Here is a 14,670-nt window from a genome sequence, read left to right as displayed (position 1 = left end):
GGATCCGATCCTTGGTGCCATCCTATGAAAATCTTGGATTGATATCTATTATGTCAACGATCAATATTCATACCGTGGGCTTATGGAAAACCGTCACCTGCGTTACTTCCTGGCAATCGCCGACACCGGCAGCATCACCCGCGCCGCAGAACACCTGGGGATTGCCCAGCCGGCGTTGAGCCAGGCCCTGGTGCGGATGGAAAACGAGCTGGGGGTCAAGCTGTTCGAGCGGTCGCGGCGCGGCGCCGTGCTGACCCCTGCGGCTACCGCGATCATCGATGACATCCGCGTCAGCCTGGCCAGGATTGACGCCGCCACCCAGCGTGCCCGCGCCATCGGCGCCAAACGGGCCGGCCGGCTGATCATCGGCTTCGTCTCCACGGCATTGTTCGGCGCCCTGCCCCGGGCACTGGACCGCATGCAGGCAAACTACCCGGGTGTAGAAGTGGTGCTGCGCGAGATGAGCAACGCCGAGCAGGGCCTGGCCCTGCAACGGGGCGAGATCGATATCGGCCTGCTGCACACGCCGGTGTCGATCCAGGGCAACATGCGCGAAAAGCTCATCAGCCAGGACCCGCTGATTGCCGTGCTACCCAGTGGCTACGCGCTGGGCGAAGACGGCAAGGTGGGCATGGAGCAACTGGCCGCCACCGGGCTGGTATGGTTTCCCGAACAGCAGTTGCCGTTGATTCGCAATGCCATTGTCGGCACCTTTCGCCGCCTCGGGCACCCGATCGAGATTATCCAGGAGGCCAACCGCACCCTGACGGTCGTCGCCTACGTTGCTGCCGGCCGGGGGGTTTCGCTGTTGCCGGCAACGGTGCAGGCCCTGCAATTCGAAGGCATGAAGTACAGCGAGATCCGCGATGGCGCCGACTTGCCGCACTTCGAGCTCAGTGCCATCTGGCCTGCCCAGTCCAAGCCGACCATGGCCGACCGCTTCGCCGAGCTGTTGTTTGCCCGCTAAGCGCTGGCAGGTGAAACCAGGTTCCACCCCCCTTCACTGCGCTTTACGAAGCGTGGCCAGGGCTTTTTCCAGCAGTTTCATGTCCGGCGGATTCTTTTGCCCGCCTTTGGAGCCCAGCCAGCGCTGCACCGGATTGTTGCGGCCATGGGTAAGCAGCTTGCCCTCCCCGCTTATCTCGCTGGCCATGAGCGCGCGTTTGAACAGCTTGCCTTGCGCATCGGTTACCCGACAGGTCAGAAGCTGATGCTTTTCGAGAAAAACCAGCAACGCTGTCAGGCCGGCTTCGACACCATCCCTGAGCTCAGGCTCTTGGCTGTAAGCCTCAAGAATCTGATCGATATCCCATACTGCGTAGTCTTCGCTCATTCAGTCCCTCACCATCGCCTTGAGCAGCGCATCATTCAAATACGCCACGTTTAACCGCGTCCACGGATTCACCCGGGCCTGCTCGGGCGAAAAGATATGCCCGGGGGCAATCATGAAGCCCTTGGGCAATAGCTGGCGGGTCAGCTCTTTGGCATCCTCGACCCCAGGAAACCGCGCCCACAGGTACAGGCTCTGCTCTGGCCGCACGAACACCTCGGCACCGATCTCGTCGAGCATCTGCAGGCCCGCCGTGGTCGCCGCTTTCAGGCGCTCCTGCAGGCGGATCAGGTGGCGCAGAAAATGCCCTTCGGTGAGGATCACGTCAACGGTGCGCTCGCACAGCTCCGAGCTGCTGGTGTGCAGGAGCATCTTCAGGTCGCCCAGCTCGTCGATGACCTCCTTGCTGCCGGCAATGAAGCCGACCCGCAGCGCCGCCGACACCGACTTGGAGAAACTGCCGACGTACAGCGAGCGCTGCAACTGGTCGAGCGCCGAGACCTTGATCGCCGAGGCCGGTTTGAAATCGGCCAGGGCGTCGTCGTCCACCAGGATGAACTGATGTTCTGCGGCCAGTTGCACCAACCGATGGGCCTTGCTTGGGGAAATGTCCGAGCCGGTCGGGTTGTGGCCCACCGACTGAATGAAAAACAGCTTGGGCCTGTGCTCGCGCAGGTGCTGCTCCAGCACCTCGATGTCCGGGCCATCCGCCAACCGCGGCACCGCGAGCATCCGCGCCCCTTGCAGTTGCAGCTTGCCGAATAGCGGGTAATAGCCCGGGTCTTCGACCAGCACGCTGTCGCCCGGGGCGACGAAGCGGCGGATAATCAGGTCCAGGGCATGGTTGGCGCCATGGGTGGTGACGATTTGCCGGGGGCTGGCGCTGATTGCATAACTGGCGAGCTTCTGCACCAGGTGCTGGCGCAGGCTGGCGTTGCCCAGGCGGTTGCCATAGCGGAACAGCGTGGTCACCCCGGTGCGCATGATCTGCCGGGTGAACTTGTCCAGGCGCATGTCCATCAGCCACTCGACCGGCGGGAAGCCCTCGCCCAGCGGTGAGTGGCCGGGCTCGCGGACGAACTGCTGGCGCATCAGCCAGATGGTGTCCATTGCCCGCTCGTAGGGCATCGGTTCTTCGGCTTCGTGGCCGTTGGGTGCGCCTTGCTTGACGAAAAAGCCCTGCCCGTGGCGAGCCTCGACCAGCCCCTGGGCAGCCAGCGCTTCATAGGCGTTGATCACCGTGTTTTTCGAATGGCCGAACAGGCGCATGCACTCGCGCAGCGACGGCAGGCGCTCGCCAACCCGGTAGGTGCCATTGCCGATCTGCCCGGCCAGGGATGCCGCCAGTTGTTCTGCGAGTGTCAGCCGCGCCATCGTCAGGTGTCCTGAATGCCTTTTGTCCACTGAGGGTACAGCTTGGGTACTGTCTGTCCAAACTGTACCTTCTTTAGCACAACAGTTCGGACTAGGGTGGCGCCATCTCACAACAATAACTGCAAGAGAGCCCTCCCCATGAGCATCGACTCCCGCCTGCCCATGTTCCGCGCCATGTCGCCTGCCGAACGCTTGAGCCACTTGCAAGCAGTGCTCGAACTGCCCGAGCAGGACCTCGCCCTGCTTCGCGACGCCGGCGCCCTGGCGCTGGAAATCGCCGACGGCATGATCGAGAACGTCCTCGGCACCTTCGAATTGCCCTACGCCGTGGCCAGCAACTTCCAGATCAACGGCCGCGACGTCATCGTGCCGCTGGTGGTCGAAGAGCCTTCGGTGGTCGCCGCCGCCTCGTTCATGGCCAAGCTGGCCCGCGAGGCCGGTGGCTTCCAGACCTCCAGTTCGCTGCCGCTGATGCGTGCCCAGGTGCAGATCGTCGAGATCGACGACCCCTACAATGCCCGCCTGAGCCTGATGCGCCGCAAGGACGAGATTATCGAGCTGGCCAACCGCAAGGACCAGTTGCTCAACAGCCTCGGCGGTGGCTGCCGCGACATCGAAGTGCACACTTTCGCCCAGAGCCCGCGCGGGCCGATGCTGGTCGCCCACCTGATCGTCGACGTGCGCGACGCCATGGGCGCCAACACCGTCAACACCATGGCCGAGGCGGTGGCGCCGCTGCTGGAGGAAATCACCGGTGGCAAGGTGCGCCTGCGCATCCTTTCCAACCTCGCCGACCTGCGCCTGGCCAGGGCTCAGCTGCGCATCGCTCCCGAGCACCTGGGCACGGGCGCCTACAGCGGTGAAGAGGTCATCGAGGGCATCCTCGATGCGTACAATTTTGCCGTGGTCGATCCCTACCGGGCCGCCACCCACAACAAGGGCATCATGAACGGCATCGACCCGTTGATCGTCGCCACCGGCAACGACTGGCGCGCAGTGGAAGCCGGCGCCCATGCCTATGCCTGCCGCAACGGCCACTACGGCTCGCTGACCACCTGGGAAAAAGACCGCCAGGGCCATCTGGTCGGTACCCTGGAGATGCCGATGCCGGTCGGCCTGGTCGGCGGCGCTACCAAGACCCACCCGCTGGCGCAACTGTCGCTGCGCATCCTCGGGGTGAAAACTGCCCAGGAACTGGCCGAAATCGCCGTCGCCGTGGGCCTGGCGCAAAACCTCGGGGCGCTGCGGGCACTGTCGACCGAAGGCATTCAGCGCGGGCACATGGCCTTGCACGCACGCAACATTGCCCTGGCAGCCGGTGCCCGCGGCGATGAGCTCAACTGGCTGGTCAAGCAGATGGTCGAGGCCCGCGATGTGCGCGCCGACAAGGCGGCAGAACTGCTCAAGCACAAGCGGGCGCAGTAATGGACGCGGTACGGCTGGTCGAAGTCGGCGCCAGGGATGGCCTGCAAAATGAAAAGCTGACGCTGTCGCCGCAGATTCGCGTGCAATTGCTCCAGCGCCTGGCCGACGCCGGGTTGCAAACCCTGGAAGCCGGGGCGTTTGTCTCGCCGCGCTGGGTGCCGCAGATGGCCGGGTCCGATGAGGTGTTCAAGGCGTTGCCTGTGCGCCCGGGGGTAACCTGGACGGCGCTTGTGCCCAACCTCAAAGGGCTGGAGGCGGCAATCGCCGCGGGTTGCCAGGAGGTCGCGGTGTTCGCCGCCGCCTCCGAGGCATTCTCGCAAAAAAACCTCAACTGCTCGATCGAACAAAGCCTGCGCCAGTACCAGCAGGTCATGGTCCGCGCCCGTGACGCCGGCATCCGCGTGCGCGGCTACGTGTCGTGCGTCATGGGTTGCCCGTTCACCGGTGCAGTAAAACCTGAAGCCGTGGCTGCAGTCAGCGCTGCATTGTTCGGCATGGGCTGCTACGAAATCAGTCTCGGCGACACCATCGGCACCGGTACGCCGGCGGCGACCCGGGCACTGCTCGCGGCCTGTCGCCAAGTGGTGCCGGTCAGCGCGCTGGCCGGGCATTTCCACGATACTTACGGTATGGCCATCGCCAATATCCATGCGGCGCTGGAAGCCGATGTACGGGTGTTCGACAGTTCGGTCGCAGGCCTGGGTGGCTGCCCGTATTCGCCCGGCGCCACTGGCAATGTCGCCAGCGAAGAGCTGGTGTACCTGCTCGACGGCCTGGGCGTGAACCATGGCGTCGATCTTGGCGCCCTGATCGATGCCGGTGAGTTCATCAGTGCCGAACTCGGCAGGCCGACCGGCTCCAGGGTCGCCCGTGCCCTGCTCGCCCAACGCCGCCTGTGTGCAATGCAATAAGCGTTATCTCTTCACCTTCATAACAATAAAAGCCCGCAAGGGCAGTGGGAGAATCCCGATGAAAGCCGAACTGTTCGAAGTCTGGGGCGACACCGTCGACGGTCGTCACCTGATCTGTTCCATCGCCATTGGCGCCAGCGTCAGCCTCGGCGCGTTTTTCACCGCCCAGCACCTGCTGAGCGGCTGGGTGGAGTCGCTGCAAATGGCCCGCGCCTACGCCATGCTGGTCGGTATTGTCGGCTGCCTGGCCGGCGGCGCCATCAGCGCAGCGCTGTTCAAGCCCAAGCGCAACGTGGTCGAGCACCTGGCAGACCCGGCCTGGCGGGCGAAAATCCTTGTCGAGCTGCAAAACGAATTCGGCCCGCTCGGCAGCTTGAGCGACCTGCCTGCGGCGACGATTGCCGAACTGCGCGAGATGGACCTGTATGACCTGTTCGCCGACTACGAAAAAGGCCTGCGCTCACCCCCGGACAACCCTGACGTGACACCTGCCGTGGTGGTCCGCGCAGCCAGCGCCGCCGGAGGCCGGTCATGATTGCCCTGTTGATGGATCAGTTTCTGATCGCCCTGGGCATGGGGGTTCTTGGCGCGGTGATCTTTGCCGGTATCGGCCTGATCTCCGGCAGCGATGAAACCACCACCCTCGCGCCGCTGACACTGTTGGTGGTACTGCTGGGTGTACCCGCCCCCGGCGTGCTGACCTTCTTTCTGGCCGGCGCCGTGGCCAAGCACATGACCCATGCGGTGCCGACCGCCTTGCTCGGCATCCCGGGCGACACCATGGCCACGCCGTTGATGCGCGAAGCGAACTTTTTGCGCAATCTGGGGGTTCCGCACATTGCCCTGCGCAAGATGATTTCCGGCGCGGTGATTGCCGCCCTGATCGCCGTGCCCATGGCGGTGTTGTTCGCGGTAATGCTGGCGCCGTTCGGCGACATGATCAAGCATGCCGCGCCGTGGGTATTCCTGCTGGCGGCGGTGGCCATCGCCTGGTTCTCCAAAGGCCGCCTGGCAGCGGTGTTGACCCTGATCCCGTTCGTCATGGTGATTATCGGCCTGCAGACCCTGACCGCGCAGCATGGGGTCAAGCTCAGCGTCAGCTACTTCCTCGGCATTGCCATCGGCCCGTTGATCGCCGCGCTGTTCTCTCTGCTGGCGCCGGCCGAGCGCGCCAGCATGCGTCGCCAGCAACCGCGCACCTTCTCGTTGTCGCCTGACGTCAAAAGCTGGGGCGGTTTCTTTCCCAACCCACTGCGCGTGCTCGACAGCAAGCAGAGCCTGTGGACGGCCGTTACTGCGGTGGTCTCCAGCGCCACCTTCGTGTTCAGCCCGGTGGCCATGACCGTGATTCTCGGCGAGGCGGTCGGTTCGCGGGTCAAGCACGTCTACCATCGCCTGACCACAGTGATCACTGCGCGCAACGGCGTCACCGAGTCCACCTACATCGCCGAAGCGCTGATTCCGCTGATCGCTTTCGGTCTGCCGCTGAGCCCGGTCGCCGCCGGCCCGGCTGCGCCGCTGTTCAATGCACCACCGCGCTTTAGCGTCGATGCCGCCAGCGGCCAGGTCAACAACCTGCACTCGCTGCTCAGCACCTGGGAGTTTCTCGGCTACGGCATGCTGGCGGTGATCGTCGCCATCCTGATCGCCTACCCCTTCACCATGAACTACGCGCACCGGGCAGCCTCCTACGTGTCGCGCAAAATCAGCCATGAAGCGGTGATCGCGACCTTTGTCGGCCTGATCCTGGTGATCGGCATCTGGGAAGGCGGCCTGCTCGGTTTGCTGGTGATCGTCACCATTGGCCTGCTGGGCGGATTTCTCTCGCGCTTTCTGGGCTTCAACATCGGCGTGCAGTTCATGGGCTACTACACCGCCGTGCTCACCGTGCCCGCCCTGGTTGCCCTGATCGGCGCCTGACCCCCACTCCCTCCTGTAACCGCCATTTTTCGCAGCCTTTGCGCTGCGAGGGCTTGCTGCGCTCACTAGAAAGGAAATAACAATAATGAAGATCCTTGCACGCACCAAAACCGCAAACCTTGCGTCACTGTTGATCTGCTCGACAGCCTCGCTTGGCGCCTCGGCAGCCGGCCTGGTCGACGACACCACGGCGTCGCTGAACCTGCGCAACTTCTACCACAACCGCAACTTCGTAAACCCGGCCTACCCCCAGGGCAAGGCCGAGGAATGGACGCAAAGCTTCATCTTCGACCTGCGTTCGGGCTTCACCCAGGGTACGCTAGGCTTTGGCGTCGACCTGCTGGGGCTGTACTCGGTCAAGCTCGATGGCGGTCGCGGCACGGCCGGTACGCAACTGCTGCCAGTGCACGATGACGGCCGCCCGGCCGACGACTTTGGCCGCCTGGGGGTTGCGCTCAAGGCCCGCTATTCGAAGACGGAACTGAAGGTCGGTGAATGGGTTTCGCAGTTGCCGATCTTGCGTTCCGATGATGGCCGCTCACTGCCACAGACTTTTCGCGGCGCCCAGCTGACTTCACGGGAAATCGACAACCTGACCCTCTACACCGGCCAGTTTCGCGGCAACAGCCCGCGCAACGACGCCAGCATGGAGCGCATGTTCATGACCGGCCGGCCCGACGCCACCTCGGACCGTTTCAACTTTGCCGGCGGCGAGTACCTGTTCAACGACAAGGCAACCCAGGTGGGCCTGTGGTATGCCCAGCTCGAGGACATCTACCAGCAGCAGTACTTGAACCTGATTCATAGCCAGGCTGTGGGCAGCTGGAAGCTGGGCGCCAACCTTGGCCTGTTTCTGGGCGATGAAGACGGCGCGGCCAAGGCAGGCCAGCTGGACAACAAAACCGCAACGCTGATGCTGTCTGCGAAAACCGGCGCACACACCTTCTCCCTCGGCCTGCAGCGGGTGTATGGCGAGACCGGCTGGATGCGGGTCAACGGCACCGCCGGCTACCCGCTGGCCAACGACACCTACAACTCAAGCTACGACAATGCCCGCGAGCGCTCCTGGCAGTTGCGCCACGACTATGACTTCGTTGCCCTCGGCGTGCCGGGCCTGACCCTGATGAACCGCTACCTGTCGGGTGATCATGTGCACACCAGCGCCACCAGCAACGGCAAGGAATGGGGCCGCGAGACGGAGCTGGGCTACGTGTTCCAGAGCGGCCCGCTCAAGGACCTGTCGCTGCGCTGGCGCAATTCGACCCTGCGCCGGGACTTCAGCAGCTACGACATCGATGAGAACCGCCTGATCGTCAATTACCCGATCAAGTTTCTTTAATCCCTGGCGCCCTCAACAATCTGCCGCCCCTGCCGATAACCACTGTGTCAGGCCGTATACTCGGCCTGACATCTATTTTCAGGGGCAGACAGGATTCGATATGAACGAGATGGGTATGGCGTTGGCCAACAAGTATTGCCAGGGTGCCGGTCTGGAGATTGGCGCTGCCAGCCATAACGCTTTTTACTTGCCAGACTGCCTCAATCTGGGCCCCTGTGACGGTGAGTCGTTTCTGTACCCGCTGGACTTGCAAGACTTCAACCTCTACAAGAACGAACAGGCCAACTACCAGGTCCCGCCTGCCCGGATCGACGCCCTGGGCGATTTCACCGACATACCGTTCGCCGATCAAACCTTCGACTACCTGATCAGCTCGCACGTCATCGAACACGTGCCCAACCTGTTTGCCGCCTATGTCGAGGCCGCGCGGGTGATCAAGGACGATGGCGTGTTCTTTTGCATCTTCCCGAAAAGGAACGCCGACCCCAATGACCGGGTACGCGCCCTGACCACCCTGGAGTCGATGATCGATGCGTTCGAAAAACGCGTCGACATGAGCGTGATGCCTGAATACAACTGGCGCGGGCACTACCATGTGTTCTCGCTGCAGAGCATGCTGCGGGCGATCAACATGATCAACTCGGTAGGCCTGGGGCACTGGCTGATCGAAACCATCGAAGAGACCGATTCGAAAGTCGGCAATGGCCACACCGTGGTGTTGCGCAAGCAACCCGGGCTGTCGGCCTTGAGCGCCAGCGACGCCAGTCAGTTCAACCAGGAGTTCAACGCACGCTTTCAGGCCCAGGACCTGAACGGTGCGCTGCACCTGGTGAAGGTCGCGCTGTCGTACGATTTCTTCAATGCCCAGAACCTGTACCTGGCCTTCGCCCTCAATTGCCAGCTGGACAATGCCCGCGAGGGCGTGGAGTTCCTGCGTCAGGCACTGATCCTGACCCCGGAGAACGAAGAGTTTCGCAAGCTCTTCGTCCAGGTCACCGGCGGGCCGTTCATCAACCCGGTGCAGTAACAGTCGCAGGGCGGCGTGATCAATCATCGTCCCCTGCACCCTGCCCCTTATTGCGTCACGCCCACCACCCGCTCAGGCGCGGCTTGTGCGTTGCCAATCGGCGCCTTGAGCAACAGGAAATACGCCAGCGCCGAACACAGCGCGACGATCGCACTGATCATGAACGCGGTGTTGAACGAGCCCGAGTACTGGATGCTGAAGCCGGTGACAATCGGCGCGACGGAGCCTGCGATGTAGCCGCCAAAGTTCTGGATCGAGCCGAACGAGGCCACCCGGCGGCTGTCGACGATGGTGTTGACGATCATCCAGGCCGTGGCACTGGCCATGTTGATGCTGAACAGCGCCAGGCACAGCAGGACGATGCACGCGGTCAAGCCGCTGACATACGACAGCGGCAAGGTGAACAGCGCGGCCAGCACCAGGCCGGTGATCACGCTGAACTTGCGACTGGCCAGGATGCTCAGGCCGCGGCGCACCAGCAGGTCGCAGAAGCGCCCGGCGACGATGGTGCCGACAGCGCCGAAACCATAGGCCAGCGACACCACCCAGGCGGTTTTGTACAGGTTCAGGCCATGCTCGCGCTCAAAATAACCGGGCAGCCAGGTCAGGTGCAGCCAGAGCATGTAGATCACCCCCATGAAACCGAGGATCGCGCCCCAGGTACTGCGGTGCCTGAACAGGTCGAGCCAGCCGGCAAAGTACGAAGCCTTGGGCTCTGCCGTTGCCTGTGGCGCCTGGTACTCACCTGGCAACGGCTTGCCTTGCGCGGCTAGTTCGGCCAGGTACTGCGCCTTGCTCTTGAAGAAGCTCAGCCAGCACAGGGCCAGGACGATGCCAAGCACGCCGGTGATAATGAACATGCCGCGCCAGCCGAAGTTGACCATGAACAGCGTCAGCAACGGCGGCGCCAGGCACGGGCCCAGGCAGGTCGAGGACCAGACGATGCCGGTAGGCGTGCCGCGCTCGTTGGCATCGAACCACTCCGACAGCGCCTTGGCCGCCGAGGGGAACATCGGCGCCTCGCCAATCCCCAGCAGCACGCGCAAGCCCATGAAGCCGGCGAAACTGTTGACCATGCCGAACGCCGATTGCGCCACCGACCAGGCCAGCAACGAGGCGCCAAGGGCGATCTTGCTGCCCAGGCGGTCGATGATCAGGCCCATGGGCAACTGGGCGAAGGCATAGGCGATGGAAAACGCCGAGAGCAGGATGCCCATCTGCGACGGGCTGATCATCATGTCCTTCTGGATCGAGGTGTTGGCGATCGACAGCGCGCTACGGTCCAGGTAGTTGACGATGCCGATCAACAGCAGGAAGACAACGGTGATGCGTTGGTACTTCTTCAGTGCGTTCATCTGATGGCCTTTATTATTATTGTTGCAGCGGTTTTATCGCCGGGGCGATCCTTCAGGCGGTCACACACTCATCCCTGGAACGTCTTTCAATCAGCTCTGCCGGGCGCTCACAGCGGCATCGAGCAGGCCGCGCCGGGCAAGGCTGTCGATCAGCGCGCGCACGCCGAAATCCCACTGCGGCGCCAGGTCGCTGGTGGTCACCCGGTTGCACAGGCTGCCCAGCTGCCCGTTGCTGATGGTCACCACATCGCCGGGTTTGTGGGTAAAGCCGTTGCCCGGCTGGTCGCGGTCCTGTTTGGGCGCGAACAGGGTGCCGAGAAACAGCACCAGGCCGTCGGGGTACTGATGGTTTTCGTTCAGGGTCTGCTGCACCAGGTCGAGCGGGTCGCGGCTGATCTGGCGCATCGAGCTGCGGCCCTGGAGCACAAAGCCGTCCAGGCCTTCGACCCGCAAGTCGACCTCGGCGCTGCGCACATCCTCAAGGCTGAAGGTCTCGTCGAACAGCCGCAGCAGCGGCCCCAGTGCGGTCGAGGCGTTGTTGTCCTTGGCCTTGGACAGCAGCAAGGCGCTGCGCCCTTCGAAGTCGCGCAGGTTGACGTCGTTGCCGAGGGTGGCGCCCTGCACCGTGCCGTTGCTCGACACCGCCAGCACCACTTCCGGCTCGGGGTTGTTCCAGCTCGACTTCGGGTGAATGCCGATATCGGCGCCATGGCCGACCGCCGACAACGGCTGGGCCTTGGTGAAGACCTCGGCGTCCGGGCCGATGCCCACTTCCAGGTACTGCGACCACAGCCCCTGCTCTACCAGGACCTTGCGCAAGGCTTCAGCCTGCGCCGAGCCCGGAACGATCTGCGACAGGTCGGCGCCGATGCGGCTGGCTAGCGTCGCCCTGATCGCGTCGGCCTTGGCCGGGTCGCCCTTGGCCTGCTCCTCGACCACCCGCTCCAGCAGGCTGGCGGCGAAGGTCACGCCGGCGGCCTTGACCGCCTGCAGGTCGATCGGCGCCAGCAGCCAGGGCAAGGCCGGATCGCGATGATTCGGGTCGCTGTTGGCCAGCAGCGCCGGCAACTCGATCAGCGCCTCGCCCAACGGCAGCGAACGCAAGTAGGCCACCGGCTCAGCTACTTCGAGCAAGGCCGACACGGTCGCCACATGGGCGCTGATATCGTGCACGGCGCCGGCTTTGACCAGCACCACGGCCGGGCCCTGCTGCGCCAGCCAGACGCGGCCGATCCAGGTACCGGTGTTGAATAGCGCAGCGTCTTTGCTCAGGTGTAGCGGTGTTTGGGTGTTCGCGTGCTCTCTCATGTCAGCGCTCTTGTTGTCGGTTAATGCGAAAGTGTCGGGCACTGCAGTTGCCCGGCGAGCTGGTTGAGGTTATCGATCAGCTGTGGCGACAGGCTCAAGCCTTCGCTCAAGGCCTGCTTGCGCCGTTTCAAGCCCGCTTGCCCAGGCAGGCGCACCGGCCGCTCGGGGTCGAGCGGGCGGCTGGCGAGCAGCAGCTGGCCGAGAAACGAGGTTTCAGCGGTGAAGGCGTCAAGCCCGCCAAAAAAGCGCGGATCGATCACCACGGCGGTTGCCGAGGCGCCCCACTGATCCGGCGCGTCCTTGCGCCCATAGCCCGCCAGCCCCGAGGTCAGTGCCTCGACCAGCAGCGCCAGGGCAAAGCCCTTGTGGCCGAAAGCCTGGCCGCCCAAGGGCAGGATGCTGCCGCTGGGGGTGGTGAAAAAATCTTCCGGGTTGTCGCTCAGACGCCCGTCGTTGCCCAGCAACACCGGGTGCGGCAGTCGCTGCCCGCTGTCGCGGCACTGGCCGACCAGGCCGAGGGTCACGGTCGACATGCTCACATCGAGCAGGATCGGCTCGCCACGGGTCGGAATACCGGCGGCAATCGGGTTGGGCGTGTACACAGGTTCAATACCGCCGTGGGCGCAAACCAGCGCCACCGACGGGTCGCTGGAATACAGCATGGCCACCAGGCCACGCTCGGTGAACGGCTGCAGGTAGGCCGCCAGGCAACCGATGTGCGCCGCCCGGCGCACCACGGCAATGCCAATGCCTTGTGCCGTTGCGCCCTGGGCCGCGCAGTCGAGGGCGCGGCTGACGCAGTACGGGCCGAGCAGATAATGACCGTCGAACAGGCTGGAAATACCGCTGTGCGCAAGCTGTTCGAGCAGCCCTGCCCGGGCCTTGACCTGCCCTGCCTGGATGCCGCCGATATAGCGGCTGACCAGGTTCAGGCCATGGGTGCGATGGCCCAGCAGTTCGCCTTCAAGCAGTACCCGGGTGACCACCCGGGCGACCTCGGCATCGGCACCGGCGGCTTCAAACAATTGCTCGACGAAGGCTGTGAGGCTTTGCACATCAACGCGGCGGGCGTCGCTCATCGCTGTTGCTCCGTGATCAGTTCAGGGCCGCGTTGCTTGGCTTGCCATCGACCAGGCGCTGGATACCCAGCGGGTTGGCATCGCGCAGCGCTTCGGGGAGCAAGGCATCGGGCACGTTCTGGTAGCACACCGGGCGCAGAAAGCGATCGATCGCCAGGGTGCCGACCGAGGTGCCGCGGGCATCGGAGGTCGCTGGGTACGGGCCGCCATGGACCATCGCATCGCAGACCTCGACGCCGGTCGGGTAGCCATTGAGCAGCACCCGCCCGACCTTGACTTCGAGCACCTCGAACAGTTGGCCAAAGTTGGCCAGGTCGTCGCTGTCGGCCAGCAAGGTGGCGGTCAGCTGGCCATGCAGGGCGTTGACCGCGCGCAACAGTTGGGCCTGATCATTGGCCTCGACCACCACCGTGCACGGGCCGAAGACTTCTTCCTGCAGCAGCTCATCCTGCTCCAGCAGCAGGCTGACATCGGCCTTGAACAGCTGCGGCTGCGCCTGCTTGCCGGATTGCGCCAGGCCGCTGAGTTTTTCTATTCCCGGGTGGGCCAGCAGCGCCTGGATACCCTTGCCGTAGCTTGCCAGGGTGCCGGCATTGAGCATGGTCTGCGGCGCCTGTTCGGCCATATGGCCGCGCAGCTGCTCGATAAAGGCACAGAAGGCCGGCGAGCGAATGCCCAGCACCAGGCCCGGGTTGGTGCAGAACTGGCCACAGCCCTGCACCACCGAGGCGCTCAAGTCCTTGGCCAACTGCGCACTGCGGCTGGCCAGGGCGTGTGGCAGCACCAGCACCGGGTTGATGCTCGACATCTCGGCGAATACCGGGATCGGCTGCGCCCGCGCGGCGGCCATGTCGCACAGCGCGCGGCCGCCCTTGAGCGAGCCGGTAAAGCCCACGGCCTGGATGCCCGGGTGCTTGACCAGCGCCTCGCCGACGCCGCCACCAAAGATCATGTTGAACACACCCGCCGGCATGCCGGTGCGCTCGGCAGCGCGCAGCAGCGCCTCGGCAACCCGCTCGGCAGTGGCCATGTGGCCGCTGTGGGCCTTGAACACCACCGGGCAACCGGCAGCCAGGGCGGCGGCGGTATCACCGCCGGCGGTCGAGAACGCCAGGGGGAAGTTGCTGGCACCGAACACCGCCACCGGGCCGACACCAATACGGTACTGGCGCAGGTCCGGGCGCGGCAATGGCGTGCGCGCTGGCAAGGCGCGGTCGATGCGCGCGCCATAAAAATCGCCACGGCGCAGCACCTGGGCAAACAGGCGCATCTGGCCGCTGGTGCGTGCCCGCTCACCGGCAATGCGCGCACTGGGCAGCGCGGTTTCCTGGCAGGTCACGGCGATAAAGTCCTCGCCCAGGCCGTCGAGCTCGTCGGCGATGGCCTCGAGAAACTGCGCCCGGCGCTCGGCCGAGAGTTTGCGATAGGCCGGGAACGCGGCGCTGGCCGCATCCACGGCATTGTCGACTTCGTCCAGGCTGGCCTGGTGAAAGGCGCCCGGCAGGCGCTCGCCGGTGTGGGCATCGACGCTGTAGACCAGGGTGTCGCCCAGGGCACTGCGCTGGCCGCCAATGAAGTTGTATCCGCTAAAGCTCATGTGCA

At 64.3% G+C, this 14,670-nt stretch carries 13 protein-coding genes; 7 read left to right on the top strand and 6 right to left on the bottom strand.

Features of this window, described 5'->3' with window-relative positions:
* Positions 1-82: 82 nt before the first annotated feature.
* The gene (locus LOY34_RS12735; protein WP_045198920.1) at positions 83-967 is read left to right on the top strand and encodes a LysR family transcriptional regulator; all 885 of its coding nucleotides are present in this window, start codon (positions 83-85) and stop codon (positions 965-967) included.
* Between the two features lie 33 nt (positions 968-1,000).
* Here the strand turns inward: LOY34_RS12735 and LOY34_RS12730 are convergent, their stop codons facing one another.
* Both LOY34_RS12730 and LOY34_RS12725 read right to left on the bottom strand, forming a co-directional pair.
* On the bottom strand, positions 1,001-1,333 hold the full coding sequence (locus LOY34_RS12730; RefSeq protein WP_195883986.1) for a hypothetical protein: 333 nt from the start codon (positions 1,331-1,333) through the stop codon (positions 1,001-1,003).
* Complete coding sequence (locus LOY34_RS12725; RefSeq protein WP_093383083.1) at positions 1,334-2,704, bottom strand: PLP-dependent aminotransferase family protein; 1,371 nt, start codon at positions 2,702-2,704, stop codon at positions 1,334-1,336.
* Positions 2,705-2,842: 138 nt separating this feature from the next.
* Between LOY34_RS12725 and LOY34_RS12720 the strand changes: the two genes are divergently transcribed.
* The 6 genes from LOY34_RS12720 (at position 2,843) to LOY34_RS12695 (ending at position 9,326) form a co-directional block, all read left to right on the top strand.
* The gene (locus LOY34_RS12720) at positions 2,843-4,129 is read left to right on the top strand and encodes a hydroxymethylglutaryl-CoA reductase, degradative (protein WP_093383086.1); all 1,287 of its coding nucleotides are present in this window, start codon (positions 2,843-2,845) and stop codon (positions 4,127-4,129) included.
* Positions 4,129-5,040: a hydroxymethylglutaryl-CoA lyase gene (locus LOY34_RS12715; protein WP_195883985.1), complete on the top strand. Its 912-nt coding sequence runs from the start codon at positions 4,129-4,131 to the stop codon at positions 5,038-5,040. Before LOY34_RS12720 ends, LOY34_RS12715 begins: the two co-directional genes overlap by 1 nt.
* A gap of 58 nt (positions 5,041-5,098) precedes the next feature.
* Positions 5,099-5,575 carry a hypothetical protein gene (locus LOY34_RS12710; RefSeq protein ID WP_093383092.1) on the top strand — a complete coding sequence of 159 codons (477 nt, stop codon included), beginning with the start codon at positions 5,099-5,101 and terminating at the stop codon, positions 5,573-5,575.
* Positions 5,572-6,960, top strand: a complete 1,389-nt coding sequence (locus LOY34_RS12705; protein WP_045198912.1) for a tripartite tricarboxylate transporter permease — start codon at positions 5,572-5,574, stop codon at positions 6,958-6,960. The genes LOY34_RS12710 and LOY34_RS12705 overlap by 4 nt, the downstream gene beginning before the upstream one ends.
* Positions 6,961-7,045: 85 nt before the next feature.
* A complete protein-coding gene (locus tag LOY34_RS12700; protein ID WP_195883984.1) occupies positions 7,046-8,299 on the top strand; it encodes an OprD family porin in 1,254 nt (417 codons plus the stop codon).
* A 100-nt stretch (positions 8,300-8,399) separates the two neighbouring features.
* Positions 8,400-9,326, top strand: coding sequence for a class I SAM-dependent methyltransferase (locus LOY34_RS12695; RefSeq protein WP_230090851.1), 927 nt, complete (start codon positions 8,400-8,402; stop codon positions 9,324-9,326).
* Positions 9,327-9,373: 47 nt separating this feature from the next.
* Here LOY34_RS12695 and LOY34_RS12690 read toward each other — a convergent pair whose 3' ends face one another.
* The 4 genes from LOY34_RS12690 to LOY34_RS12675 all read right to left on the bottom strand — a co-directional run bounded on the left by LOY34_RS12690 (position 9,374) and on the right by LOY34_RS12675 (position 14,665).
* On the bottom strand, positions 9,374-10,681 hold the full coding sequence (locus tag LOY34_RS12690; protein WP_093383098.1) for an MFS transporter: 1,308 nt from the start codon (positions 10,679-10,681) through the stop codon (positions 9,374-9,376).
* A 90-nt stretch (positions 10,682-10,771) separates the two neighbouring features.
* Entirely contained in the window at positions 10,772-11,989 is a 1,218-nt protein-coding gene (locus LOY34_RS12685) for a fumarylacetoacetate hydrolase family protein (RefSeq protein WP_195883983.1), read from the bottom strand.
* Positions 11,990-12,009: 20 nt separating this feature from the next.
* Positions 12,010-13,068, bottom strand: coding sequence for an Ldh family oxidoreductase (locus LOY34_RS12680; RefSeq protein ID WP_195883982.1), 1,059 nt, complete (start codon positions 13,066-13,068; stop codon positions 12,010-12,012).
* A 16-nt stretch (positions 13,069-13,084) separates the two neighbouring features.
* A complete protein-coding gene (locus LOY34_RS12675) occupies positions 13,085-14,665 on the bottom strand; it encodes an aldehyde dehydrogenase (NADP(+)) (protein ID WP_408980907.1) in 1,581 nt (526 codons plus the stop codon).
* Positions 14,666-14,670: the final 5 nt, after the last annotated feature.

Source organism: Pseudomonas sp. B21-009 (genome assembly GCF_024749345.1).
GTDB lineage: Bacteria > Pseudomonadota > Gammaproteobacteria > Pseudomonadales > Pseudomonadaceae > Aquipseudomonas.
The sequence above is the reverse complement of the archived record's forward strand: the minus strand, read 5'-3'. Positions and strand labels throughout refer to the sequence as shown.

Coding starts and splice junctions, on each gene's coding strand:
- LOY34_RS12735 (WP_045198920.1), top strand. CDS start 83: ATGGAAAACCGTCACCTGCGTTACTTCCTGGCAATCGCCGACACCGGC.
- LOY34_RS12730 (WP_195883986.1), bottom strand. CDS start 1,333: ATGAGCGAAGACTACGCAGTATGGGATATCGATCAGATTCTTGAGGCT.
- LOY34_RS12725 (WP_093383083.1), bottom strand. CDS start 2,704: ATGGCGCGGCTGACACTCGCAGAACAACTGGCGGCATCCCTGGCCGGG.
- LOY34_RS12720 (WP_093383086.1), top strand. CDS start 2,843: ATGAGCATCGACTCCCGCCTGCCCATGTTCCGCGCCATGTCGCCTGCC.
- LOY34_RS12715 (WP_195883985.1), top strand. CDS start 4,129: ATGGACGCGGTACGGCTGGTCGAAGTCGGCGCCAGGGATGGCCTGCAA.
- LOY34_RS12710 (WP_093383092.1), top strand. CDS start 5,099: ATGAAAGCCGAACTGTTCGAAGTCTGGGGCGACACCGTCGACGGTCGT.
- LOY34_RS12705 (WP_045198912.1), top strand. CDS start 5,572: ATGATTGCCCTGTTGATGGATCAGTTTCTGATCGCCCTGGGCATGGGG.
- LOY34_RS12700 (WP_195883984.1), top strand. CDS start 7,046: ATGAAGATCCTTGCACGCACCAAAACCGCAAACCTTGCGTCACTGTTG.
- LOY34_RS12695 (WP_230090851.1), top strand. CDS start 8,400: ATGAACGAGATGGGTATGGCGTTGGCCAACAAGTATTGCCAGGGTGCC.
- LOY34_RS12690 (WP_093383098.1), bottom strand. CDS start 10,681: ATGAACGCACTGAAGAAGTACCAACGCATCACCGTTGTCTTCCTGCTG.
- LOY34_RS12685 (WP_195883983.1), bottom strand. CDS start 11,989: ATGAGAGAGCACGCGAACACCCAAACACCGCTACACCTGAGCAAAGAC.
- LOY34_RS12680 (WP_195883982.1), bottom strand. CDS start 13,068: ATGAGCGACGCCCGCCGCGTTGATGTGCAAAGCCTCACAGCCTTCGTC.
- LOY34_RS12675 (WP_408980907.1), bottom strand. CDS start 14,665: ATGAGCTTTAGCGGATACAACTTCATTGGCGGCCAGCGCAGTGCCCTG.